The 24,761-nt window shown below is 67.5% G+C and carries 20 protein-coding genes; 6 read left to right on the top strand and 14 right to left on the bottom strand.

Annotated elements, in window-relative coordinates; all coding sequences use genetic code 11:
- Positions 1-62 precede the first annotated feature (62 nt).
- The gene (locus ABNQ40_RS05685; RefSeq protein WP_109048513.1) at positions 63-1,436 is read right to left on the bottom strand and encodes an aspartate aminotransferase family protein; all 1,374 of its coding nucleotides are present in this window, start codon (positions 1,434-1,436) and stop codon (positions 63-65) included.
- A gap of 153 nt (positions 1,437-1,589) precedes the next feature.
- On the opposite strand from ABNQ40_RS05685, the gene ABNQ40_RS05680 reads away from it, so the two are divergent.
- Positions 1,590-2,498 (top strand): LysR family transcriptional regulator, encoded by a 909-nt coding sequence (locus tag ABNQ40_RS05680; protein ID WP_109048512.1) that lies wholly within the window; start codon positions 1,590-1,592, stop codon positions 2,496-2,498.
- Here the strand turns inward: ABNQ40_RS05680 and ABNQ40_RS05675 are convergent.
- From ABNQ40_RS05675 to ABNQ40_RS05665, 3 genes are all read right to left on the bottom strand, one after another.
- The gene (locus tag ABNQ40_RS05675; protein WP_109048511.1) at positions 2,495-4,885 is read right to left on the bottom strand and encodes a mechanosensitive ion channel family protein; all 2,391 of its coding nucleotides are present in this window, start codon (positions 4,883-4,885) and stop codon (positions 2,495-2,497) included. The two genes, ABNQ40_RS05680 and ABNQ40_RS05675, sit on opposite strands and share 4 nt — an antisense overlap.
- Before the next feature lie 270 nt (positions 4,886-5,155).
- Complete coding sequence (locus ABNQ40_RS05670) at positions 5,156-5,806, bottom strand: DUF1345 domain-containing protein (RefSeq protein ID WP_109048510.1); 651 nt, start codon at positions 5,804-5,806, stop codon at positions 5,156-5,158.
- A 42-nt stretch (positions 5,807-5,848) separates the two neighbouring features.
- Complete coding sequence (locus tag ABNQ40_RS05665; protein ID WP_109048509.1) at positions 5,849-7,567, bottom strand: VTT domain-containing protein; 1,719 nt, start codon at positions 7,565-7,567, stop codon at positions 5,849-5,851.
- Positions 7,568-7,856: 289 nt separating this feature from the next.
- Between ABNQ40_RS05665 and ABNQ40_RS05660 the strand changes: the two genes are divergently transcribed.
- The 3 genes from ABNQ40_RS05660 to ABNQ40_RS05650 all read left to right on the top strand — a co-directional run bounded on the left by ABNQ40_RS05660 (position 7,857) and on the right by ABNQ40_RS05650 (position 11,543).
- Positions 7,857-9,035 (top strand): acyl-CoA dehydrogenase, encoded by a 1,179-nt coding sequence (locus ABNQ40_RS05660; RefSeq protein WP_098735821.1) that lies wholly within the window; start codon positions 7,857-7,859, stop codon positions 9,033-9,035.
- Positions 9,036-9,431: 396 nt separating this feature from the next.
- On the top strand, positions 9,432-10,850 hold the full coding sequence (locus ABNQ40_RS05655) for a selenium-binding protein SBP56-related protein (RefSeq protein ID WP_109048508.1): 1,419 nt from the start codon (positions 9,432-9,434) through the stop codon (positions 10,848-10,850).
- A gap of 24 nt (positions 10,851-10,874) precedes the next feature.
- Positions 10,875-11,543, top strand: a complete 669-nt coding sequence (locus ABNQ40_RS05650) for a hypothetical protein (RefSeq protein ID WP_109048507.1) — start codon at positions 10,875-10,877, stop codon at positions 11,541-11,543.
- 18 nt (positions 11,544-11,561) lie between these two features.
- Here the strand turns inward: ABNQ40_RS05650 and ABNQ40_RS05645 are convergent, their stop codons facing one another.
- From ABNQ40_RS05645 to ald, 7 genes are all read right to left on the bottom strand, one after another.
- Positions 11,562-13,247, bottom strand: coding sequence for a methyl-accepting chemotaxis protein (locus ABNQ40_RS05645; RefSeq protein ID WP_109048506.1), 1,686 nt, complete (start codon positions 13,245-13,247; stop codon positions 11,562-11,564).
- 370 nt (positions 13,248-13,617) lie between these two features.
- A complete protein-coding gene (locus tag ABNQ40_RS05640; RefSeq protein ID WP_391345764.1) occupies positions 13,618-13,971 on the bottom strand; it encodes a DUF6867 family protein in 354 nt (117 codons plus the stop codon).
- A gap of 1 nt (position 13,972) precedes the next feature.
- Positions 13,973-14,683, bottom strand: coding sequence for an ABC transporter ATP-binding protein (locus ABNQ40_RS05635; RefSeq protein ID WP_014189439.1), 711 nt, complete (start codon positions 14,681-14,683; stop codon positions 13,973-13,975).
- A 3-nt stretch (positions 14,684-14,686) separates the two neighbouring features.
- Positions 14,687-15,583 carry an ABC transporter ATP-binding protein gene (locus ABNQ40_RS05630; RefSeq protein WP_109047231.1) on the bottom strand — a complete coding sequence of 299 codons (897 nt, stop codon included), beginning with the start codon at positions 15,581-15,583 and terminating at the stop codon, positions 14,687-14,689.
- Positions 15,580-17,079: a high-affinity branched-chain amino acid ABC transporter permease LivM gene (livM, locus tag ABNQ40_RS05625; RefSeq protein ID WP_391345762.1), complete on the bottom strand. Its 1,500-nt coding sequence runs from the start codon at positions 17,077-17,079 to the stop codon at positions 15,580-15,582. The genes ABNQ40_RS05630 and livM overlap by 4 nt, the downstream gene beginning before the upstream one ends.
- Before the next feature lie 5 nt (positions 17,080-17,084).
- Complete coding sequence (locus ABNQ40_RS05620) at positions 17,085-17,990, bottom strand: branched-chain amino acid ABC transporter permease LivH (RefSeq protein ID WP_109491242.1); 906 nt, start codon at positions 17,988-17,990, stop codon at positions 17,085-17,087.
- A gap of 756 nt (positions 17,991-18,746) precedes the next feature.
- Entirely contained in the window at positions 18,747-19,871 is a 1,125-nt protein-coding gene (ald, locus tag ABNQ40_RS05615; RefSeq protein WP_391345759.1) for an alanine dehydrogenase, read from the bottom strand.
- A 218-nt stretch (positions 19,872-20,089) separates the two neighbouring features.
- Here ald and ABNQ40_RS05610 point away from each other — a divergent pair, with 218 nt between their 5' ends.
- A complete protein-coding gene (locus ABNQ40_RS05610) occupies positions 20,090-20,569 on the top strand; it encodes an Lrp/AsnC family transcriptional regulator (RefSeq protein ID WP_109048873.1) in 480 nt (159 codons plus the stop codon).
- Positions 20,570-21,378: 809 nt separating this feature from the next.
- Here the strand turns inward: ABNQ40_RS05610 and ABNQ40_RS05605 are convergent.
- Positions 21,379-22,566 (bottom strand): DNA polymerase IV, encoded by a 1,188-nt coding sequence (locus ABNQ40_RS05605; RefSeq protein ID WP_391345757.1) that lies wholly within the window; start codon positions 22,564-22,566, stop codon positions 21,379-21,381.
- Between the two features lie 125 nt (positions 22,567-22,691).
- The gene (locus tag ABNQ40_RS05600) at positions 22,692-23,201 is read right to left on the bottom strand and encodes an Lrp/AsnC family transcriptional regulator (RefSeq protein WP_391345755.1); all 510 of its coding nucleotides are present in this window, start codon (positions 23,199-23,201) and stop codon (positions 22,692-22,694) included.
- Between the two features lie 132 nt (positions 23,202-23,333).
- Between ABNQ40_RS05600 and ABNQ40_RS05595 the strand changes: the two genes are divergently transcribed.
- Positions 23,334-23,978, top strand: coding sequence for a LysE family translocator (locus ABNQ40_RS05595; RefSeq protein WP_109048876.1), 645 nt, complete (start codon positions 23,334-23,336; stop codon positions 23,976-23,978).
- 3 nt (positions 23,979-23,981) lie between these two features.
- On the opposite strand, the gene ABNQ40_RS05590 is transcribed toward ABNQ40_RS05595, so the two are convergent.
- Positions 23,982-24,713, bottom strand: coding sequence for a response regulator transcription factor (locus tag ABNQ40_RS05590; RefSeq protein WP_109048877.1), 732 nt, complete (start codon positions 24,711-24,713; stop codon positions 23,982-23,984).
- Positions 24,714-24,761: the final 48 nt, after the last annotated feature.

Here is a 24,761-nt window from a genome sequence, read left to right as displayed (position 1 = left end):
GGAGTGCGCGGCCCCCCTTTCCCCGCCTTGCGGGAGAGGGGGGCCGCGCCGATGGCGCGCCGTTACGCGGTCGCCTGGATCGCGTCGGCGACGACGTTGAACAGCCGGTCGAGATCCTCGCGCTCGCTGATGAAATGCGGGCCGAACTGGAGGGTGTCGCCGCCGTAGCGCACGTAATAGCCGGCGTCCCAGCACTTCATGGCGATCTCGTAGGGCCGGCGGGCCGGCTCGCCGGGCAGGGCTGCGATGGTGACGGCGCCGGCAAGGCCGCAGTTGCGGATATCGGCGACGTTCTTCAGCCCCTTCAGCCCGTGGATCAGCCCTTCGAAATGCGGCATCAGCGCCGCGGCCTTGTCGGCCAGCTTCTCGCGCTCGAACAGCTCCAGCGCGGCCAGACCGGCGGCGCAGGCGACCGGGTGGGCGGAATAGGTGTAGCCGTGCGGGAACTCCACCAGATACTCAGGGCCGCCATTGTCCATGAAGGTCTGGTAGATCTCGCGGCTGGCGACCACGGCACCCATCGGCACCGCACCGTTGGTCAGGCCCTTGGCGACGTTCATGATGTCGGGGACCACGCCGAAATAATCGGCGCCGAAGGCGGTGCCCATGCGGCCGAAACCGGTGATGACCTCGTCGAAGATCAGCAGGATGCCGTGCTTGGTGCAGATCTCGCGCAGGCGCTGGAGATAGCCCTTGGGCGGCGGCAGCACGCCGGCCGACCCGGCCATCGGCTCCACCACCACCGCGGCGATGTTGGAGGCGTCGTGCAGAGCCACCAGATCCTCCAGCGCGTCGGCCAGATGGGCGCCCTCGTCCGGCATGCCCTTGGTGAACAGGTTCTGCGGCAGCAGGGTGTGCGGCAAATGGTCGGCATCGACGCCGGTGCCGAACAGCTTGCGGTTGCCGACGATGCCGCCCAGGCTGGTGCCGCCGAAATTGACGCCGTGATAGCCCTTCACCCGGCCGATCAGCTTGGTCTTGGCCGGCTGCCCCTTCATCCGCCAATAGGCCCGCGCCATCTTCAGCGAGGTGTCGGCGGCCTCCGACCCGGAATTGACGAAGAAGACATGATCCAACCCGGCCGGCGTCATCGAGGCCAGCTTGTGCGCCAGCTTGAAGGCGGCGGTGTGGCCGTGCTGGAAGGCCGGACTGTAGTCGAGCGTGGCGATCTGCTGCGCCACCGCGTCGGCGATCTCGCGGCGGCAATGGCCGGCGCCGCTGCACCACAGGCCGGACAGGCTGTCATAGATCTTGCGGCCCTGCGCGTCCCAGTACCAGGCGCCCTCCGCCTTCGTCATGATGCGCGGGTTCTTCTTGAACTCGCGGTTGGCGGTGAAGGGCATCCAGTGCGCGTCAAGCTCCTCGCGCGTCAGTCCGGCAGCCGTGCCAAGGGCATGAGCACTGGCGTGGGCGTGATCGTTGTCGAGGGGGGCCATCCGCTGTTCTCCCGGTTCGATTGGGGGGGCGCATTGTCAGGGGCGCGTTCGGCAGCCAGTGTGAGCGGTTCCCGGTTGCCATCAAATCCAAAGTGGAAGAACTTCACGTAACCATTCGCTTAACTTTCCCGCTTAACTTTCCCAGGCACCAGTATGAGCAAGCCGGCCCGGTCGATGGCCCCGATCAGCGATGCCGACATCCGTCTGCTGCGCGTGTTCCGGACGGTGGTGGAGTGCGGCGGCTTCTCCGCCGCCGAGGTGGAGCTGAACATCAGCCGCGCCGCGATCAGCCAGCATATGGCCGATCTGGAGCGCCGGCTCGGCCTGACGCTGTGCTGGCGCGGGCGGGCGGGCTTCCGGCTGACGGAGGAGGGGCGGCTGGCCTATGAGGCGAGCTTGCGCCTGCTCGCCAGCACCGAGAGTTTCCGCAGCGAGATCAACACGGTCCATCGCCGGCTGCGCGGCGAATTGAACATCGGCATCACCGACAACCTCGTCACCATGCCGCAGATGCGGGTGACCCACGCGCTGCGCGGCCTGAAGCAGCTGGCGCCGGAGGTCCGGGTCAACATCCGCATGATCCCGCCCAACGAGATCGAGCGCGGCGTGCTGGACGGGCAGCTGCATGTCGGCGTCGTCCCGGTCCGCCGCGGCCTGCCGGGGCTGGCCGGCCTGCCGCTCTACAGCGAGGAATCGCTGCTTTATTGCGGCGATGGCCATCCGCTGTTCGACCGTCCCGAGGGGGCTGTGACGCGGGAGGATGTCGAAGCGGCCGACGCGGTGGCGCCGACCCAGGCGCAGCTTCCCCATGAGCTGAACAACACCGCGACGGCCACCGACCGCGAGGGGGTGGCGTTCCTGATCCTGACCGGATGCTATGTCGGCTTCCTGCCCATCCATTACGCGCGGCAATGGGTCGAGCGCGGCATGATGCGGGCGCTGCTGCCCGGCACCTACCGCCATGCCCTGGAGTTCCAGGTGGTGACCAAGAAGGGGGCCCAGCCCAATCTGGTGCTGGACCGCTTCCTGGAAGTCCTGCGCGGCAGCGGGGAGAGCGTTTAAGGTTTCAGGCGCCGTCCGGCTGCGGGCTTGGCGTCCGGCATGTCCTCGCCCAGCGCGTGCAGGACGGCGCCGGCGGCCAGGGTGCGTTCCTCCTCGCCGATCTGCATCGTCACCGGATCGCCGCCAGTGGGATCGCCGCTGCGGCTGGTCGCTGTCGCCTCGCCGGCGAAGCGGACCGTCACCTCGCGATTGGCGAAGCGGATGCCCTCGCGGCGGAACAGGGCGTTGAGTTCCTGATAGACCCGCTTGCGGATCTCCCACTGGTCGCCGGGCCGGGTCATGAACTTGACGCGGAGGATCATCGCGGAGTCCTCCATCTGGATGACGCCCTGCGATTTCAGCGGCTGGAGGAATTTCGGCCCCAGATCGGGGTCGTCGAGCAGCATCTGGCCCAGCTGCTTGATGTGCTTGCGCACCTTCTCGACGTCGGTGTCGTAGGTGATGCGCAGCGGCAGCTTCATGATCACCCAGTCGCGCGAATAGTTGGTCAGCTGGTGGATCTCGCCGAAGGGGACGGTGTGCAGCGGGCCGCGATGATGGCGCAGCTGCATCGAACGCACAGAGATCTTCTCCACCGTGCCGCGGATGGCGCCGATCTCGATGTATTCGCCCTTGCGGAAGGCGTCGTCGATCAGGAAGAAGGCGCCGGAGAAGATGTCGCGGATCAGCGTCTGCGCGCCGAAGCCGATGGCGATGCCGGCCACACCCGCCCCGGCGAACAGCGGTGCGATGTTGACGCCGAGATCCATCAGGACGCTGAGCAGGATGGCGCCGATAATCGACAGCAGGATGAAGTTGCGCACGAGTGGCAGCAGCGTCGCCAGCCGGCTGGCCGAGCCGTGGCCGCTTCCCTCGTCGCCGGGAATGACGCCGGGGGTGGGCCCCTCCTCGGCGATCCGGCGGTCGATCCAGATGCGGACGCCGTGATAGGCGACGTAGCCGATCAGGCAGACCGTCATGATGCTGATGAGCTTGTCCGCCGCATCGCCGTGCATGCGCGGGATGTTCCACACCGACAGGGTCACCGCCACCCCGGCGGCGGCGGCGAGGATGCCCGCCACCCGCCGGGCCAGCGCCTCGTAACTGTCGAGGGTGGCGGGCCTGGGAGTGTCGGGGAATTGGCCGTCGCCGTCCGGCGCTCCCTCCCGGCTTTCCTCCAACGGCCGCCACAGGGTGCGGCGATGGTGGAACAGCCATTCGGTGGCATAGGTGACGGTGGCATAGACGGCCAGGATCGCCGCGGCGACGGCATAGGCGCCGAGCAGCAGCGGCAGTTCGGTCGGCCAGCCCAGGATCAGGCGGTTGACCAGCGTCGCCAGGGCATAGGCGAAATAAACCAGGACCGCCGGAAACCACAGGCGCAGGGTCAGCCGTTCCAGCGGCGCCACTGTCGTCGCCGGTCGCCCGGCCAGGAAGGCGCGCTCGACCGTCCGGCGGTTGGCATAGAGCGCGCCGACCGTCGCCAGCACGGTGAGCAGCCCGAACAGCGCGACCAGCACCGCGTGCGGGTCGTAGGGCATGCCCAGCGCCTCCAGCCAGATGGTGCCGATCATCAGGGCGACGCCCACGGCGCCGCTGGCGGTCAGGTCGCGCCGCAGCCGGCGCACCGCCGGGGCCACGCCGGCATCCGCCGCCGCCCCGGGCGGCATCACCAGCCGCCAGAACAGGGCGATGGCCCAGACCAGCAGATAGCCGGCCCCGGCGAGGATGACCGTCTTCTCGGTCATCGGCGTCGGCTCCGGCACCAGCGCGGTGGCGAGCCCGAAGGCGATCAGCGTGGCAAGCAGCATGCCGACCAGCGTCAGCAGCGCGTGCGCCACCAGACGGGGAAAGCGGGCGGCCAGTATGGAGCCGCCCGGCCTCGGCTCGGCCGGCGGCGGCAGCAGGCGGCGGGCGACCGGCCGCTGATAGACGAGATGCTGCACGCCATGGCCGGCCGCCATCAGGGCGAAGGTCAGGGCGATGACTTGCAGGAAATAGGCGGGCTCGCCGGTCGGGCTCTGGGCCTTCAGGGTGGCGACGATGGCCGACGGGATCGCGGGCGTGGCGCGCAGCCGCTTGGCAAGCTTGCCGCGGAACCCCGCCATGCGGTCGCGCCCCTCGCTGAGCATCAGCATCATCATGCCGTCGGCCGCGCTGGCGGCTGCGGAGGGCGGTGCGGGTGTGGGCGGTGCGGTGCCGGTCGGGGCGGGCGCCGCGGGTGTGGCAGCGGGGGGTGGGGCGGTGGTTTGGGCGGGAGGCTGTGCCGCGGTCTGGGCCGACGCCTCGGCGAACGCCAAGCCGAGCGACAGCAGCCCCAGCAGCAAAATCAGCGTCGCCGCCCGGAGCCGGGCCGGCCAGCGGAGACGCAAGGAAAAGGCACGGGCGGGGAACGGAGGGGTCGGCATGGCCTTGCGTCGCGAAGCGTGGCGTTCGATCCGATGAGAGTAGCGTAGATCGCGCGGCCGGGAAGGGGTTCCTACTGTTCGAGGCAGGTCTATCGCGTATGGCGATAAACGCCCTCTCCCGCCCCGGGAGAGGGAGGGGGCCCACGAAGTGGGGAGGGTGAGGGGTTATTCGGACATGGATTCCTGATCCTTGGATCACCCCTCACCCTTCCCATGCTGCGCATGGGCCCCATCCCTCTCCCAGGGCGGGAGAGGGAGCCTGAACCGCCCCTAGCTGACCAGTCCGGCGGCCAGATTGACGCCCAGCGCCAGCACCGCGGTGTTGAACAGGAAGGAGAGCGCGCCGTGCATCAGCACCAGACGGCGCATGCCGGCGCCGCGGGTGGTCACGTCGGACACCTGCGCGGTCATGCCGACGGTGAAGCTGAAATAGAGGAACTCCAGGTAATCCGGCGCGTCGTTGCCGGGAAAATCCAGGCTGCGGTCCTGGCCCGACTGCCCGCCCAGCCAATAATCATGGGCGTAATGCTGGGCGAAGAAGACATGCAGGAAGCCCCAGGACAGCAGGACCGTCACCCCCGACAGCACCGCCGCCATCCCTTCGTGCGGGGAGCCCTTGGCCGACACCAGCTCCGCCACGATGGCGACCAGCGCCGCGAGCGAGGCCAGCACCGCCCCGGCCAGCACCCCCCATTTGCCGGGGTCGAGCAGCCTGGCCCGCCGGCGCATCGACGCCACCGTGGCCCGGCTCATCAGGATGCCGGCCAGCAGGATGTAGGCGGCGACCCCGCAATCCCAGCCGGTCAGCACCGCGGTGGTGGGGCGCAGCCAGACGGCGGCGAGGCCCCCGGCCAGCAATGCTACGGCCAGCGCCCCGCTCAGTGACGGGCGGTTGCGCAGATGGGTCAGGCTGCCGCGCATCTCGTCTCCAACCGATTGGCGTGCGGCGATGCGCACGCCCGTTCAGTTGGAGGCGGGATAGAGCGGAAGCAAGGTCTGCTGGCGGCGCTGATAGCGTACCAATTCCAGCGCGGTCAGCGGCTGCGCCCCGGCGGACCGGCAGGCGTCCGCCACCTCGAACATCAGCGCCTGCTGGTGGAACAGGGTGGCGTAGGCGTCGCCCAGCCTGAATTCCGGGTCCCACATGTGGATGGCCTCGGCCCCGGCGCCGTTCACCTCGATGATGCGGAAATCCTCGCCCACCGCCAGCCGCTCCACCGAGGCGAAGCGCACGTCGAAGCGGCCGAAATGGAAGCCCGGCATCTGGTCGGCGATCTCGTCGAAGCGCGCGGTCAGCGTCGCGGTGACATGGCCGCAGGCATCCTTGTAGAGGCCGCCGACCCGGCTGCTGCCGACCAGCGACAGCCGCACCGTGCGCCCGGCTTCCGGCACCTCGTCCAGCCGGTCGGCCAGCGCCTCGTGGTGCAGCTCGGCCTTCCAGGAGGCGCGCGGATCGGCGGCGATCAGCTGGCGCAGGGTGGAGCGGCCGTCGCCCACCACATGCGGGTAATAGCGGAAGGTCATGGAGAAGATGCGCCCGTGCCGTTCCCCCGGCTTGCGGACATAGAAGATGCCGGCCTCGCCGGCATAAGGCACATGCTCCTGCAGGATCAGCCGGACGTCGGCCGGGAAGCCGTGGAGATAGGTGCGGAGATCGGCGGCGTCGCGCACCAGCCGCACGCCGATGCCGCGCCAGCCGATGTCCGGCTTGGCGACCAGCGGGAAGGACAGGCCGGCGCCCGATGCCAGCGACTCCAGCTGCGCCGGGGTCAGCGACGGGCGGTTGACCAGGGCGACGGACTTCGCCGCCCATCGGCGCGCCTCCGGCCCGATCAGGTCCATGCAGGCGATCTTCGATTCGCCGAGCAGCCCGCCCGCCTCGATGGACGGGTTGGCGGCGGTCGGCAGCGACAGGCTGCGGTAGCGGACGCCGAGCGCCAGCCACTGCGCCACCAGCGGGATGTAGAACAGCAGCGGCGGGATGCGCTCCGCCCAGCCGATGGTGGGGGCACCGGCCGGCACCACCGGCAGGCCGGGCAGGGCGATGGCGCGCGGGGTCGGGCTGCCGTGCAGCGCGTCGCGCAGGGCCTCGGGCAGCAGCGGTTCCAGCACCGCCCGGATGCGGGCGAACAGCGCGCGGACGACGGACTGCGCCCGCTTGGTGCGCAGGATCATCAGCAGCGCGGCGCAGCCGATGCCGATCACCTGCACCTGGATCGCCGCCGCTTCGAGCGACGAGGTCATCAGCGTCAGCAGCAGCCCGACATGCACCCCGGCGGTCGCCAGCGTGATGGCGATGAAGCGCAGGAACGGCACCCGCATCACGCCGCAGGCGAAGTAGGTCGGGAACAAGACGCCGGGAACCAGCCGGCAAGTCACCAAGGTCGGCAACAGGTTCCTCTGCAAGGCTCCGCGGCAGCGTTCAAGCATAGGACCTTCGGTCCGCCGCCGGATCCAACTGATCCGCAGGGACAATAGTCCAAGGACATAAATGAACAAATCGCCGATAACAATCCCACACAGCAGCGTGATGGCGGTCACGCCGATGCTGACGGTGCCGACGCTGACGAGGCTCGCTCCAACCGCAATTGCAACGTCTTCGTGCAGAAGCGTAAGCAAAGCAAGGCCCAGCAACAGGGGAAAACCGGCGAAAGCGGTTATTGGTTGCAATGCAGCAAACACGTGCGGGGTGTCCGTTGGGTAGGGGGCGGTTACGGTGCCGTCGGCAAAATTGCATAGGAAATGGTAAGCTTCACGTTAAAACTTTTATGGAACCGTGCGACATAGCGACTGTTTCTTTTGAGCCATATAGGAACGTTATGGCTATGATAGAAAATATGTGTTTGCAGCTATGGCGCCGGCGCGGCAGAGTGCGTTTCAATCGATGGCTGGCCGATGACCAGCCGTTTGGACGGCGGCCCATCGATGACCGGCGGATCAACCGCCCTGTGACACGACCAGGAGACGCACCGTGCAGAGCATCCAGTGGGACGACGCCTTCCTCCTTGAATCCCAGCTGACCGAGGATGAGAAGCTGGTGCGCGACAGCGCCCGCGCCTACTGCCAGGACCGGTTGCAGCCCCGTGTCATCTCCGCCTTCCGCGAGGAGCGGTTCGACCGCGAGATCATGACCGAGATGGGCGAGCTGGGCCTGCTCGGTCCGACCATTCCGGAGGAGTATGGCGGGCCGGGCGTCAGCCACGTCGCCTACGGCCTGGTCGCCCGCGAGGTCGAGCGGGTGGACAGCGGCTACCGCTCCGCCATGTCGGTGCAGTCCTCGCTGGTCATGCACCCGATCTATTCGTACGGCAGCGAGGAGCAGAAGAAGAAGTGGCTGCCGCGTCTGGCCACCGGCGAGCTGATCGGCTGCTTCGGCCTGACCGAGCCGGACCACGGCTCCGACCCCGGCGGCATGAAGACCCGCGCCACCAAGGTCGACGGCGGTTATCTGCTGTCGGGCTCCAAGATGTGGATCACCAACTCCCCCATCGCCGACCTCGCCGTCGTCTGGGCGAAGTCGGACGCCCATGACAACAAGATCAAGGGCTTCGTGGTCGAGCGCGGGACCAAGGGCTTCTCGACGCCGAAGATCGAGGGCAAGCTGTCGCTGCGCTCGTCCGTCACCGGCGAGATCGTGCTGGACGAGGCCTTCGTCCCCGACGAGAACCTGCTGCCCAACGTGTCGGGCCTGGGCGGTCCGTTCGGCTGCCTGAACAAGGCGCGCTACGGCATCGCCTGGGGCGTGCTGGGGGCCGCGGAGTTCTGCTGGCACGCCGCCCGCCAGTACACGCTGGACCGCAAGCAGTTCGGCCGTCCGCTGGCCCAGACCCAGCTGGTCCAGAAGAAGCTGGCCGACATGATGACGGAGATCACGCTGGGCCTCCAGGCCTGCCTGCGCGTCGGCCGCATGATGGACGACGGCAGCTGGTCGCCGGAAGCCATCTCGCTGATCAAGCGCAACAATTGCGGCAAGGCGCTCGACATCGCCCGCGTCGCCCGCGACATGCACGGCGGCAACGGCATCTCCGAGGAATTCCAGGTCATCCGCCATATGGTGAACCTGGAGACGGTGAACACCTACGAAGGCACCCACGATGTCCATGCCCTGATCCTGGGCCGGGCGCAGACGGGCCTGCAGGCGTTCTTCTAAGCGGAAAATCCATCCCCTTTCCCGCCTCTCGCGCCAACGCATGCGTTGCCGGCGGCATCGGACGGATCGCAAATCCGCCCGGTGCCGGGGAGGGGAGGGAAGCCATCGCGATGCGGCAGATGTGCGGGGACGTTGCGGGAATCGGTGTGGTTGCGGATTCCCGGAGCAAACTCCTGTTCTCGGCCGATACCGGCTTCCTTCATCCCGAGGCGGGAATTTTTCCATTGTACGCCGGGCGCTCCGGGAGCTTGGCTGGTCCGCTCCGAAACCTACTTCGGAATTGGGGTGATTGTCGCCTCGGTATATAGACAATGCTCCCCGTTTTCCTCAGCCTGTGTCTGTCAAGGCTGAGATATCCTTTCCAATTCGGCGCATGCCGGTTTGGGAGGAATTTCCATGGCAACCTGGACTCCTGATCCCAGTTTCTACCCCTCGCCACGCATGGCGATGCAGGCCGCTCCGGAGCGGCTGGCCTATGTGGCGATGCTGAATGTCGCAGGGGGGCCGGATGCGCTGGGGGTGGTCGATGTCGATCCATCCTCGGCCAGCTACGGCCGGCTCCTTCGACGGGTCGACATGCCGAATGCCGGTGACGAGCTGCACCATTTCGGCTGGAACGCCTGCAGTTCCGCCCTGTGCCCCTACGCCCCGCATCCGCATGTGGAGCGGCGGTACCTGATCGTGCCCGGGCTGCGGTCGTCGCGCATCCACATCCTGGACACCAAGCCCGATCCGGCCAACCCCAAAATCGTCAAGGTCATCGAGCCCGAGGAACTCGCGGCGCGCGCCAATTATTCCCGCCCGCACACGCTGCATTGCGGACCGGAAGGCATCTATGTCAGCGCGCTCGGCAACGGGAAGGGCGATGGCGGCGGGCCGGGCGGCGTCTTCCTGATGGACCACGAAACCTTCGAGGTGCTCGGCCAGTGGGAGATCGACCGCGGCCCGCAGTTCCTGGCCTACGATGTGTGGTGGCATCTCGCACAGGATACGATGATCACCAGCGAATGGGGCACGCCCGACATGATCGAGGGCGGGCTGAACCCCGAACTGCTGCTCGGTGCGAAATACGGCCATCAGGTCCATTTCTGGGATCTGCGCAAGCGCCGGCACCGGCAGACCATCGATTTGGGGCCGGAGTACCAGCTGGCGCTCGAACTGCGGCCGGCCCACGACCCGACCAGGGCCCATGGGTTCATGAATGCCGTGGTAAACCTGTCCGACCTGTCCTCGTCGATCTGGCTTTGGCATCGCGAGGCTGACGGCAGCAGGTCCGGCCGGTGGGCCATGCGGAAGGTGATCGACATCCCGGCCGAACCGGCGGACCCGGATCAGCTGCCGCCGCTGCTCAAGGGCTTCAAGGCGGTGCCGCCGCTCGTCACCGACATCGACCTGTCGCTGGACGACCGCTGGCTCTACGTGTCCTGCTGGGGCACGGGGGAGATGCGGCGGTACGACGTCTCCGATCCGTTCCAGCCCAGGCTGACCGGCTCGGTGCGGTTGGGAGGGATCGTCGGGCGCAGCCGCCATCCCGGCGGCGATGCCGATGGCGGCACCCTCAACGGCGGCCCGCAGATGGTCGAGGTCAGCCGTGACGGCAAGCGGGTCTACTTCACCAACTCGCTGTACCGGAGCTGGGACGACCAGTTCTACCCGGACGGCATCAAGAGCTGGATGGTCAAGCTCGATGCCGATCCCGACGGCGGCCTGACCATCGACGAGCGGTTCTTCCTGCGCTTCGACGACGAGTTCCGCGGTCACCAGATCCGGCTGGAAGGCGGCGACGCCTCTTCGGATTCCTACTGCTATCCATGACCGCCGTCTGAGGGACGCTTCTCCATGGATGACCCCTGGCAATGGCTGGCGCTGGCCGGGCTCGGCGCCTTTCATGGAGTGAACCCGGCGATGGGATGGCTCTTCGCCGTGGCTCTCGGTCTTCAGGAAGGGCGGCGGGGCGCCGTCATCAGGGCTCTGCCCCCCATCGCGCTGGGCCACGCCCTGTCGGTGCTGGTGGTGGTGGCGGGCTTCGCCATCATGCAGCTGGTCGTCACGACGGCTCCGCTGAGGCTCGTCACGCCCGCCCTCCTGATCGGCTTCGGCCTCTACCGGCTTGTGCGCGGATACCGCCACCGGCTGCGGGTCGGCATGCGCACCGGCTTTGCCGGGCTGACGCTCTGGTCCTTCCTGATGGCGTCGGCCCACGGGGCCGGGCTGATGATCCTGCCCCTGCTGCTGGGCATGCTGGCGCCGGCGCAGCTGATGGCGCTGTCTCTGTGCGGACCGGGGGCGGAGATGACCGGCCCGGTCGCCGCACTGGGATCGGCGGCGGCCGGGCTGGCGGTGGTTCTGGTGCATATGGCGGCGATGCTGACGGTGATCGCCGTCATCGGGCTGGCGGTCTTCGAGACCGTCGGGCTCGGCATCCTGCGCCGCGGCTGGGTGAATTTCGACCTGTTGTGGGCGGGCGCCCTGATCGGCACCGGAGCGGGGTTCCTGCTGCTGGGGTGAGCCCCGCCGTCAGGGACCTTACGCCGCTCTCACGTCTCCGTTCGCCTGCTGGCGCACCTCGGTCAGGAAGCGCTCCACCTCGGTCGCCAGGGCGCGGGTCTGGCCGGACAGGCCGCGGGCGGCGTCCTGGACGCCGAGCGCGGTGCTGCCGGCGCTCTCCGCCGTCTGGGCCAGGGCGGCGATGGTGGCCGACACGTCCTGGGTGCCGAGTGCCGCCATCTCCACCGCCCGCGCGATCTCCTGGGTGGCGGCGTTCTGTTCCTGCACCGACTGGGTGATGGTGCCGGAAATGCCGTCGATTTCGGTGATGGTCGAACCGATGGCGCCGATGGCGTCGGCGGCCTCACGGGTCACCGACTGCATGGCGTTCACCTGGGCGGCGATCTCGTCGGTGGCCTTGGCGGTCTGGTCGGCCAGCCCCTTCACCTCGGTCGCCACCACGGCGAAGCCCTTGCCGGCTTCGCCCGCCCGCGCCGCCTCGATGGTGGCATTCAGCGCCAGCAGGTTGGTCTGCTTGGCGATGGCGTGGATCAGCCCGATCACCTGACCGATGCGCTCGGCGTTGGCGATCAGACCCTGGACGGTGGCGTTGGTGCGGTCGGTGTGCGACACCGCCTCGCCGGCGATGCGGGCGGAATGGCCGACCTGATCGGAAATGCCGCCGATGGAGCTGGCGAGTTCGGTCGCCGCCGCCGCGGCGGAGCGGACGTTGGACTGGATGTCGTCGGATTCGCGGGCGACGTTGCGGGTCTGGCTGGTCGCCTCGCCCACCACCGCGGCCATGCGGTCGGCGCTGTCGGCCATGCCGGAGGCCGACTCGGCGATGCCCTCGACCAGACGCTTCACCGTGCCCTGGAAACGGTCGGCGAGGTCGAGCAATGCTGCGCGCTTGGCCGCTTCCGCCTTGGCGTCGGCTTCGGCCTGGGCCGCGTGCATGCGCTCGATGGCGCGGGCATTGTCGCGGAAGACGGTGACCGAGCCGGCCATGGCGCCGATCTCGTCGGAACGGCCGTTGCCGGGCACCTCCACCGCGGTGTCGCCGTCGGCCAGCTTCGCCATCGCCGCCGACATGGCGCGCAGCGGGCGGATGACGATGCGGCCGAGCAGGACGTTCAGCAGGGCGATCTGCACCACCAGTGCGATCAGGCAGATGGCGATCTGGTTGCGCATCTGGGCGGCGATGGCGTCGACCTGCTGGTCCAGGCTCCAGGCGATCTGGAGGGCGCCGACCAGCCGGTTGCTCTTGCCGGTCACCACCGGCACCGTCACCACGATGTGGCCGTTGGCCGGGCGGGTCTGCGCGCCCTTGCCGGCCAGCACCGCCTCGACCAGATCCTGGTCGGCCCTGAGATCGTATTTGGCGAAGCGCTGGTTGGAGAAGTCGGCGAGCGTGCCGGCGGCAGTCGCCGCCCGCAGCGAAGCGAGCTGGACCTCGCCGCTGTCGGCCAGCGGCATGAACTCCGTCTCGATGGAGGCGCCGTCGCCGGCGACGAAGCTGGTCTTGGTGGCGTTGGCCAGCATGTCCGTCTTGACGCGGGCGTCGTGCGTGGCGAGCCGCACCGCGTCGTCATACTGCATCTTGGCCTGGAGCCCCATGATGACGATGAAGCCGCCGACGATGGCCGCGACGAAGGCCGCCGTCACCTTCCGTCCCACGCTCCAGAACCGTCGCGGCCGGGATGCGGCCGCCTTGTCCACTGCCATGCTCTTGCCCCTTCCCGTGCCGCCTCCGCTTCCCGCCCGGCCGCCGGCCATGGAGGCACCCGTCAAGGCACCCATGGAGGCACGACGCAGGGCACGGCGAAGCACCGCCGGCAAGGCCGGCGTCCGCCATAAAAGCGTCAACGAATTGCAAAATTTAAATGATATTGTAACAGCACATCATGGTCTGCACCATGATCTTCTTCTCTGACTTTCGGAAGATTGCCAGTTGTCGCGGCAATCCCAAAGTCGTGGTCCGGCTCGGACAAAGTGAAGGCGCCGCCGTCGCTTGGACGAAGCGGCGCCTTTTCGTGCCGGAAGTTTTACAAATCCGGCTTCAATTCTTTTTCTGCCGTGCTTTTTCGGAACCGCTTCAGCCGCGGGCCGGGTTGCGCTCCCGCCAGCCGAAGGGGCCGGCAGTCTCGTACAACCACGGATACTGGTTGACCATGCGGCGAGCGATGGCGATGCGGTGTGCGGTGAGCGTGATCAGCCCGATCACGACGGTGTGGACGATGAAGCCCCACAGCGACAGAAGCTGCTCGCCGAACAGGCCCCAGGCCAGGAAGCGGTCGCCCACCCCCAGCAACAGCGAATAGGCCAGCACGCTGGAGACCGGCTTCCAGCCTTCCGCCAACGTCTGCCCGGTCAGAACCCCGCAGCCGCCGAACACCAGAAGCGTCAGGAACACGAACACCGGAAGCGAAGAGCCGAGGATCGTTTCCATCTCAGTGTCCCCCTTCCAGATAGGCCGCGCGGACCTCCGGGTCGGCCAGAAGCTGCGCCCCGGTCCCCGTCATCGTGATCTTCCCCGTCACCATCACATAGGCCCGGTGCGCCAGCTTCAGCGCATGGAAGGCGTTCTGCTCCACCATGAACACCGTCATCTTCTGTTCCCGGTTGATCTCCTGGATCACCTGGAAGATCTGCTTCACGATCAGCGGCGCCAGTCCCAGCGACGGCTCGTCCAGCAGCAGAAGACGCGGCTGGCTCATCAAGGCCCGCCCGATCGCCAGCATCTGCTGCTCGCCGCCCGACATCGTCCCGGCGCGCTGGTTGATGCGCTCCTTCAGCCGCGGGAACAGCGTCAACACCCGCTCAAGCTCGCGCTCGAAGCTGCCGGGCTGCGCCACGATGGAGCCCATCTGGAGATTCTCCAGCACCGTCATGCGCGGGAAGATGCGTCGGCCTTCCGGGCTCTGCGCGATGCCGCGCCGCACGATCTCGTGGGTGGGGAGGTCGGTGATGTCCTCGCCCTCGAAGAACACCCGGCCCTGGCGCGCCCGCGGACTGCCGCAGATCGTCATCAGCAGCGTCGACTTGCCCGCCCCGTTGGCGCCGATCAGCGAGACGATCTCGCCGGCGCCGATCTCGATGTCGATCCCCTTCAGCGCCTCGATGGCGCCGTAGAAGGTGTGGACGCCCGATACCTTCAGCATGGCTCAGGCTCCCTTCTGGCCGGCGGTGGGCGCGATGTTCAGGTCGGCGGCGACCTCCGGCGGCAGCGCCTCGTCCTCGTCCTCGCCCAGATAGGCGCGGATCACCGCCGGGTCGTTCTTCACATGCTCCGGTGTGCCGTCGGAAATCTTCCGGCCATAGTCCAGCACCACCACATGGTCGGAAATGCGCATCACCACGCTCATGTCATGCTCGATCAGCAACACGCCGGTGCGGTGGCCCTGCGGCGTCTGCACGTCGCGGATGAAGGTCAGGATCTCGGCCAGCTCCCCCGACTCGCGCGGGTTCAGGCCGGCCGCCGGCTCGTCCAGGCACAGCAGCACCGGCTCGGTGCACATCGCCCGCGCGATCTCCAGACGGCGCTGGGCGCCGTAGGGCAGATTGCCGGCCTCCCAGTCGGCGAACTCGGTCAGGCGGACCCGGTCCAGCCAGTATTTCGCCAGCTCCACCGCCTCATGCTCGGCCTTGCGGAAGCCGGGCAGGCCGAGCAGGCCGGCGATGGCGAAGCCGGACGCCCGCATCAGCTTGTTGTGCTGGGCGACGATCAGGTTCTCCAGAACGCTCATGCCGCTGAACAGCCGGATGTTCTGGAAGGTGCGCGCCACACCCGCCAGCTGGGCGATGCGGTAGCCCGGCATCCGCTCCAGCAGGAACTCCTTGCCGGCGGGATGACGTAGCGTCAGCCGCCCCACGGTGGGCGTGTAGAAGCCGGTGACGCAGTTGAACAGCGTCGTCTTGCCGGCGCCGTTCGGGCCGATCAGCGCGGTGATCTCGCCCGCCCGCGCCTCGAACGACACGTCGTTGTTCGCCACCAGACCGCCGAAGCGCATGGTCAGGTGTTCGACGCTGAGAAGCGGCTTTTCAGTCATGACGGCGCTCATTTCACGGCTCCCGCGGCGGGCTTCTTGGCCCCATGGGAGTTGGCGTGCAGGAGGATGGTCGGGTCGCGGTGGGCCAGCAGGCCGCGCGGACGCCACAGCATGATCACCACCATGCCGGCGCCAAACGCCAGCATGCGGTAGTCGGCCAGCTCGCGGAACGCTTCGGGCAGGCCGATCACCAGCAGGGTGGCGACCACCACGCCGATCTGGCTGCCCATGCCGCCCAGCACCACGATGGCCAGGATGATCGCCGACTCGATGAAGGTGAAGCTCTCCGGGCTGATGAAGCCCTGGCGCGTGGCGAAGAAGGAGCCGGCGAAGCCGCCGAACATCGCCGCGATGGCGAAGGCCGCCAGCTTCATGTTGGTGCGGTTGATGCCGAGCGACGCGCAGGCGATGTCGTCCTCGCGCAGTGCTTCCCAGGCCCGGCCCAGCGGCAGCTTGCGCACCCTGAGCGTGAACAGGTTCACCACCAGCGCGAGCGCCAGGATGAGGTAGTAGAGGAAGACGATGCGGTGGAGCGGCGAGAACTCCAGCCCGAACAGCTCGTGGAAGGCGGCCATGCCCTCGGAGGGCGTGCGGGAGAAGTCGGCGATGCCGAAGAAGCTCGGCCGCGGGATGCCGGAGATGCCGTTCGGGCCGCCGGTGAACTGGTACCAGTTGACCAGGATGATGCGGATGATCTCGCCGAAGCCCAAGGTCACGATGGCGAAATAGTCGCCGCGCAGCCGCAGGACGGGGAATCCCAGCAGCACGCCCGAGCAGGCGGCGAGCAGGCCCGCCAGCGGCAGGCAGAGCCAGAAGCTGAGGCCGAAGTAATGGGCGAGCAGCGCGTAGGAATAGGCGCCGACGGCGTAGAAGGCGACATAGCCGAGGTCGAGCAGGCCGGCGAGGCCGACGACGATGTTCAGGCCCCAGCCCAGCATGATGTAGGTCAGCAGCAGGATGCCGATGTCCAGCAGCATGCGGTCGGCCAGCGGCGTCATCGGCAGGATGGCGGCGAAGACCACGGCGACCGGGCCGATGTATTTGCTGGCGTGCTGCACCTTGGCGGCGACGCGGTCCATGCGCTTGTCGCGGTCGGCCTGGGACAGCTTGGAGCGGCCGGTGGCGACCGTCATGGCGGCGCGCAGCGCGATGACGCCGCCGCCCAGCACCAGCACCAGGCGCAGCACCTGGGTCGGCATCGGCAGCACCAGCCCGACGCCGGCGCAAAGGAGCGCCAGGACCAGCACCGGCAGCGCCATGCCCTGGCGGATCAGCCCGAGCCCGAGGCGGCCGAGGAAGACCAGCAGGAGGGAGGCGACCACCTCCTCCGGCCGGGCTTCGATGCCGAGGCCAGTGGGGCGGTCGACGGTGCGCAGGCCGACCAGCGGCACGGTCAACAGCAATGCCACGAAGGCGGCGAGGCCGGCGTCCTTGATGGTGGCGGCCCAGTCGACGCCGCGCGGTGCGGTGCGTGCGCCGGATGAGACGGTGTTGGAATGGGTGGTCATGGCGCTTACACCTTCTCGATCTCGGGCCGGCCGAGCAGGCCGGTGGGCCGGAAGATCAGGACGAGGACGAGGATGGAGAAGGTTGCGACGTCCTTCCATTCGGAGCCGACATAGCCGGACCAGAAGGCCTCGATCAGGCCGATGACCACGCCGCCGAGCATGGCGCCGGGCAGCGAGCCGACCCCGCCGAGCACGGCGGCGGTGAAGCTTTTCACCCCGGCCAGGAAGCCGATGTAGAAGTCGATGACGCCATAGATCAGCAGCACCATCATGCCGGCGACGGCGGCGAGCGCGGCGCCCATGACGAAGGTCAACGAGATGACGCGGTCGACGTTGACGCCGAGCAGGCCGGCCATCTTCTTGTCCTGCTCGCAGGCGCGCTGGGCGCGTCCCAGCGAGGTGCGGTTGATCAGCATGGTGAAGCCGACCATGAGGACCAGCGTGATGATGATGGTGGCGAGGCGCACGTAGCTGACGGAGACGGCGCCGTCCATCAGGGTGAGGTTGCCGGGCAGGATGGGCTGCAGCGGCTTGGAGCGGGCGCCCTGGAGGATCTGGATGTAGTTCTGCAGGAAGATCGACATGCCGATGGCGGAGATCAGCGGCGCCAGCCGCGGCGAGGAGCGCAGCGGCCGATAGGCGATGCGCTCGACCGTCCAGCCATAGACGCTGGTGAACAGCATGGAGGCGAGCAGCATGATCAGCAGCGCCAACGGCACCCAGGTGATGCCGAGCGCGCCGATGGCCAGGAAGGTGATCAGCGCCACGAAGGAGCCGATCATGTAAATCTCGCCATGGGCGAAGTTGATCATCCCGATGATGCCGTACACCATCGTGTAGCCGATCGCGATCAGGCCGTAGATCGCTCCAAGCGACAAGCCGTTGATCAATTGCTGAAGAAAATATTCCATCAGGCAGGCTTCTCCCACTCTCCCAGATCAACGAATAGGCAGGCACGCGAAAACCGGGCAAAAACTGGATTTAAGCCGTGTGCGGCAGCGGAGTTCCGATCCGGATGAACGGGGGAGAACATCCAGGACCGAGGCAGGGGACGCTTGGAATCCCGCCGCCGCACCCGGTTCTTGCCGAAGCCCCGCCGGATGCGGGATCCGGCGGGGCTTCGGGCGAATTCGTTACAGGGGACCGCTGCGGGCCGGCATGCAGGGAGCCGGGATAAGGCCGGCCTTCATCCGGACGGGCATCCAGGCAGACGCCATCCGGATACGCGACGAGGTCGCGGGGGTGCGGTCATGCACCCGAGCGGCATTCCGTCGTTCGACCATGGTCAACAGCTCCCACTTGCGCGGCACGGGCTTGCAGCCGTGGCGTCCCCACCGGCATCGTTGCCGGACATCCTGTTGTGAATCGCGGGCCAGTTCGGGCGGAGTGACCGTCCAGACAGCACCAGTCGGCAAAAGGCGCCGTGCCTTACCCTGTTCAAAACTGTTCTTGGTCTTTGGCCCCGGCACTTAAGCACCGGTTGCATATGTTACCCTTTTTCTTGTGACAGACAGGTAATGCAACTTGATCCGTAGGCGCAACACTCTCTTTCCAAGGGTCGAAAAAAACAACAATCGTTCCGAAGCATCGCGCCTTTTCCGTTCAAAATTTCTGCCCTTTGCGTTTTCGAGAAATATCGTTCAGTTTATTGTCAACAGCTGTTCACATCATCCGCCGACCGTTTCGCGCGGGTCGGTGAAGGGCTGTGCAAGCGCCTCGGCCACCGCCGGATGGGTCAGCCGGCCGGCCTGGACGTTCAGCCCGGCCAGCAGGTGCGGATCCTCGGCCAGCGCCCGTTTCCAGCCCTTGCCGGCCAGCGCCTGGACGAAGGGCAGGGTGGCGTGGTTCAGCGCCTCGGTGCTGGTGCGGGCGACCGCACCCGGCATGTTGGCGACGCAATAATGCACGACGCCGTCCACCACATAGGTCGGGTCGGAATGGGTGGTGGCGTGGCTGGTCTCGAAACAGCCGCCCTGGTCGATGGCGACGTCCACCAGAACCGAGCCGCGGCGCATGCCGGCCAGCTGGTCGCGGCGCACCAGTTTCGGCGCGGCGGCGCCCGGCACCAGCACGGCGCCGATCACCAGATCGGCATCGGCGACCAGCCGGTCGAGCGTGTCGGCGGACGCATAGACGGTCTTCAGCCGCGGTCCGAACAGGTCGTCGAGTTGGGCCAGCCGCGGCATGGAGCGGTCGGCGATGGTCACGTCGGCGCCCAACCCCATTGCCATGCGGGCGGCGTTGGCGCCGACCACGCCGCCGCCGATGACCAGAACCTTGCCGGGGAGCACGCCGGGCACGCCGCCCAGCAGGATGCCGGAGCCGCCGTTGCTCTTCTGCAAGGCGACGGCGCCGACCTGGATCGCCATGCGGCCGGCGATCTCCGACATCGGCGCCAGCAGCGGCAGGCGGCCGGCACGGTCGGTGACGGTTTCATAGGCGATGGCGGTGCAGCCGCTGTCCATCAGCAGCCGGGCCTGTTCGGGATCGGGGGCGAGGTGCAGATAGGTGAACAGCACCTGATCCGGCCGCAGCCTGCGACATTCCGCCGGCTGCGGCTCCTTGACCTTCACGATAAGCTCGGCCTTCGCAAAGACCTCCTCGGCGGTTTCAGCGATCTCGGCGCCTGCCGCACGGTAGGCCTCGTCGGAAAAGCCGATCTCGGCGCCGGCGCCGCTCTGCACCAGCAGGGAATGGCCGTCCGCCGCCAGTTCGCGGACAGATGCCGGCGTCAGCCCGACGCGGTACTCGTGGTTCTTGATTTCCTTGGGAACGCCGATGCGCGTGACCATGCGAGATCTCCCCGATCCGAACGCCCGTTTCAGTCAATCCGGCCAATCGAATCCAGCAGAACCATCTGGTATCCCAGGAAACCATCGGTGGGGCGGATTGTCTCAGCGATGTCACTATACGGCTGGCGAAGCGGGTGAATCTCTGCAAAGCCTTGCATGAATCCCCCATAGTGTGGTGGAGCTTTCACACGATCCACCACGTCTTCGAATAAAGTTGCATGCACGCCCTGGACGCCCTGGACCACAAGATCCTGCGCCTTCTCCGCAAGGACGGCCGGATGAGCAACGCCAAGCTGGCGGCGGAGGTCGGGCTGTCGCCCTCCGCCTGCCTGCGCCGCCTGCACATGCTGGAGCATTCCGGCGTCATCCGCGGCTATACCGCCATCATCGAGACGGCGGATGACGAAAAGTCGGTCACCGTCATCGTCCAGATCACGCTGGAGCGGCAGACCGACGAGTATCTGCGCCGCTTCGACGCCGCCGTCCGCCGCTGTCCGGAGGTGCGGGAGTGCTATCTGCTGTCCGGCAGTTCCGACTATCTGCTGCGGGTGGTGGCGCAGGATCCGGGCGATTACGACCGCATCTACAAGGACTCGCTGTCGCGCCTGCCCGGCGTGGTGCGCATCCAGTCGAGCTTCGCCATCCGCAGCGTCGTGCGCGCCGGCAGCCTGCCGGTGCAGGAGGATCGGGCGGACTGAAAGCGGAGGCCGTCTACAGCGCGAAACTGTGCGAATTGTCTGGGAGTCGAGGGCACGGTTCGAAGATGAGTGCAGCCGTGCTCTGGTATACCTTTCCCCACAGTTAGCCGATCGCTCTCACGGTCTCGGCTTTGCGATCATTTCACCGAAGGTTCACGGCGCCAAACAATGCCATGGATGTCTCAGGAAAAATGTCGACGCTGTTTTTGCCTCTCTTGACAGAGATTATGGCCGGATCTATCTAGCCATTAGATGCTTGTTGGGTCGGTATCTTTGGTGTTCGCGCGTGGATGCGCTACGGGGGGATGCTCCTGCGAGCCAAAGGCAAGCAACTGGAGACCGTCAGGAAGTCTTGGCGGCGGGGCAAAGCGGGCCTGGATGGGTCGCAGCTAGCGCTTGTGAAACCAAGCGTGAGCCGCGGCTTTTTTATTGGCCAGAAGCGGCGCGCAATCCCCAAAAGGACCCCGCCCATGTCCATCCTAAAGCATGCCTTAGTGCGCCATCCTATCGCCTGCTTGACCACCCTCGCCTTCATCCTCCTCGGCACTGGTCTCCTCGATCCCGACCCCATTGTCCGCGTCTTGGTGGCCGCTACTCCGCTGGCGGTGGCCATGGCGTCAAAGCGCTGATCCGCATCGTACCTGTCCATACCCGGATCGGATTGTAAGGCAGTGTGGGGCGCCAGGAGTTCCAACAAGCCCCACGGGTCGACGCGGGGGAGATGCTCAAGTGTTCGCTTGCCAAGCCTATCGCCGAAAACGCAACCGTGATGCCAATATGGTCGCGGAAGCGATGCACTGAGCCCCCCTTCACCCGAACAGGTCGAGTTCCGGGTCGGGCGCGGTTTCCGGGTGGGTCAGGTCGGTGCAGCCGATGCCGATCAGGCGGAAGGCGCGGCCATCGACCTCGCGCTCCAACAGGGCGACGCCGGCCGCCAGGATCGCTTCGGCCGAGCGGGTCGGCTCCACCCGGCGGGAGCGGGTCAGCTGCTGGAAATCCTTGGTCTTCAGCTTCAGCACCACGCTGCGGCCGAGCAGCCCCTCGCGCTCCAGCCGGCGGGCGACCTTGTCGGCCAGCGGGCGCAGCTCCTGCGCCAGGGCGGGCAGGGTGGTCACGTCCCAGTCGAAGGTTTCCTCCGACGAGATGCTCTTGCTCGGCGACTCGGGATGGACCCGGCGGGAATCCTCGCCGCGGGCGTAGCTGTAGAGCACCCGGCCCATGGCGCCGTAGCGCTTGACCAGCCAATGCTCGTCCCTGTCCTGAAGGTCACCGACGCGGGTGATGCCGTCGGCGAACAGCTTGCGCTCCAGCGCCGGGCCGACGCCCCACAGGATGGTGACCCGCTTGGGCGCCAGGAAGGCCGCCGCCTCCGCCCGGCCGAGTGCGGAGAAGCCGCGCGGCTTGTCGAGGTCGGACGCGATCTTCGCCAGCAGCTTGTTGTAGCTGAGGCCGATGGAGGCGGTGATGCGCAGTTCCCGCTCGAAGCGGCGGACGATCTCCACCAGCGCCTGGGCCGGGCTGATGCTGAGGCGGTCTTCCACGCCGGTCAGGTCGAGATAGGCCTCGTCGATGCTGATCGGCTCGACCAGCGGGGTGAAGGCCTCCATGATCTCGCGGGCCCGATGGCCGACCTCTTTGTATTTGGCGATGTTGGGGCGGATGATGGTGGCGTCGGGGCAGCGGTCCAGCGCCTCGCGGATCGTCATGGCCGAGCGCACACCCGATATCCGCGCGATATAGCAGCAGGCGGCGACCACCCCGCGATGGTCGTCGCCGCCGACGATCACCGGACGGCTGGCCAGCTCCGGCCGGTCGCGCTTCTCCACGGTGGCGTAGAAGCTGTCGCAGTCGATGTGACCGATGGGCAGGCTGTGCAGCTCGGCATGGCGGAACAGCCGCCGGCTGCCGCATTTCGGGCAGCGCGTCACGTCACCCGATCCTGCGCCGGGGAGGGCGGCGGCGCAGTCGCGGCAGACGCTGTGCAGAGCGGTGGTCATGATGGCTGACCCGTGGCCTTCTCGGTCCGGCGGTATGATAAGGCCGAGAGTAGCAAGACATGGCGGTGGGGGCCAGTCTTTGGGTACGTATGGTGAACGGAACCGACAGGCGGTGTCAGGTCTGGTCAGGTCTTGCCGTCGGCCGGCGGGTGGGGCGCCGGCAGATGGTCGAGCGGCAACGCGCCGCCGGCCTTGACCGTCTGGATTGCGAAGTTGCTGCGGATGTCAGCGACGCCCGGCAGCTTCAACAGGGTTCCCAGCAGGAATTTCTCGTACCCGGCCAGTTCCGGACCGACGACCTGAAGCAGAAAGTCGGACTCCCCCGAGACCAGATGACAGGACACGACCTCCGGCAGCGCCTTCACCGCTTCGCGAAATGCGGTCGCCTCGCGGTCGTGGTGGCGCTCCACCTTGATGCCGACGAACACCGTCAGGCCAAGGCCGACGGCCTTGCGGTCGAGCGAGGCATGGTAACCGGCGATGACGCCGGCTTCCTCCAGCAGACGGACCCGGCGCAGGCAGGGGGATGGCGACAATCCGACCTCCTCGGCCAATTCGACATTGGTCAGCCGGGCGTCGCGCTGCAAGGCCGCCAGAATGCGGCGGTCGATGGCATCGAACTTCATGATTGGCACGACCTTTATGTTGATCGTTAGTTTCTTGGCATGATCCACCAGGATGCTGCGCCTCGGCAGCGTAACTCGCAAGGACCTGCCAGCGCTCCCGGAGCTAAATTCGGTCATCGATTTCGGACGAGGGAGGCGGAAATGCCGGGACTTTCGATCTTCATCGCCGCGCTGGCGGTGGCCTATCTGGTGCCGGGAGCCGACATGCTCTTGCTGTTGCAGACGGGGGCGCGGCGGGGTCGGCGGCATGCACTGGCGACGGCGTTGGGGTTGGCGATGGCGCGGGCCACCCATGTGGCGCTGGCCGCCTTGGGGCTGGCGGCGCTGCTGCGCACCGCACCCGCGGTCTTCGACCTCCTCCGCATCGCCGGAGCCGCCTATCTGGTCTGGCTGGGCATCGGCGTCCTGCGCATGCCGCCATTCAGCCCCGCTGCCGCGGGCGGTGCAGCGGGAGCACAAGGGGAGAGGGGTGCCGCATCCTACCTCGCGGACATTCTGCGCGGCCTGTTGACCAACCTGCTGAACCCCAAGGCTTTGCTGTTCTGCTCGGTCCTGCTGCCGCAGTTCATCCAGACCGACGCCGGCGGCGTGTCCGGGCAATTCGCCATGCTGGGTGCGATCCTCGTCGGCGTCGGGTTGGCCTTCGACAGCCTCTACGCCCTTGCCGGAGCGGCCCTTGCCGGACTGGTGACCCGCCACCGGATCGTGGAACTGGTGCAGCGCTGGAGCTTCGCCGCCCTGCTGATCGGCTTCGGCCTGCGGCTCGCCGCCGTTCAGCGGCTGTAGGGGCTACCGCAGCACATCCCCGCCCACCGCCAGCCGGCCGGCGACGACGGCGGCCTGGGTGCGGCTGACCACGTTCAGTTTGCGCAGGATGCTGGAGACATGGACCTTCACCGTCTGCTCCGACACGTTCAGTTCGCCGGCGATCTGCTTGTTCAGCTTGCCGTCGACGATCATCGTCAGGATGCGCAGCTGCTGCGGCGACAGCGAGGCGAAGCGGCGGGCAGCGTCGGCCTCGTCGGCTTCCGACGACACCGCCGACAGCGGCGGCGCCCAGGTCTCGCCGGACAGGATGGCGCGGATGGCGTCGGCCATCGCCGGCATCGACAGCGATTTCGGGATGTAGCCCGAGGCGCCATAGGCCAGCGCCCGGCGGATGGTGTCGGGATCCTGCAAGGCCGACAGGATGGCGACCGGCACGGTTGGATGGTGGGCCAGCATCAGGAACAGGCCGGCGAAGCCGTGGGTGCCGGGCATGTTCAGGTCGAGCAGGACGAGGTCGATCCCGTCCGGCCGCTGCCCCACCGCGGTCATCACCGAATCGAGGTCCGGGCATTCGATCACCCGCACCTCCGGCATCGCCCTGCCCAGCGCGTCGCGCAGCGCCGCCTGCACCAGCGGATGGTCGTCGCCGATGACGATTGTCGTCTGTCCGGCGGTCGTCTGTCCGGCTGTCGTTTGCCCGGCCGCCGTTTGTCCAGCCGTTGCCGATGCGCCTGCTGCGCTGTCCTCGCCCATGGCTTCCGCACTCCCCCCCATTTGCGGCCGCCCGGCTTTTGTCCGGTT

Origin of the sequence: Azospirillum sp. A23 (assembly GCF_042938965.1) — a bacterium.
Taxonomy (GTDB): domain Bacteria; phylum Pseudomonadota; class Alphaproteobacteria; order Azospirillales; family Azospirillaceae; genus Azospirillum; species Azospirillum melinis.
Note: the sequence above shows the minus strand (reverse complement) of the source record. Positions and strands in the feature narration are given on the sequence as shown.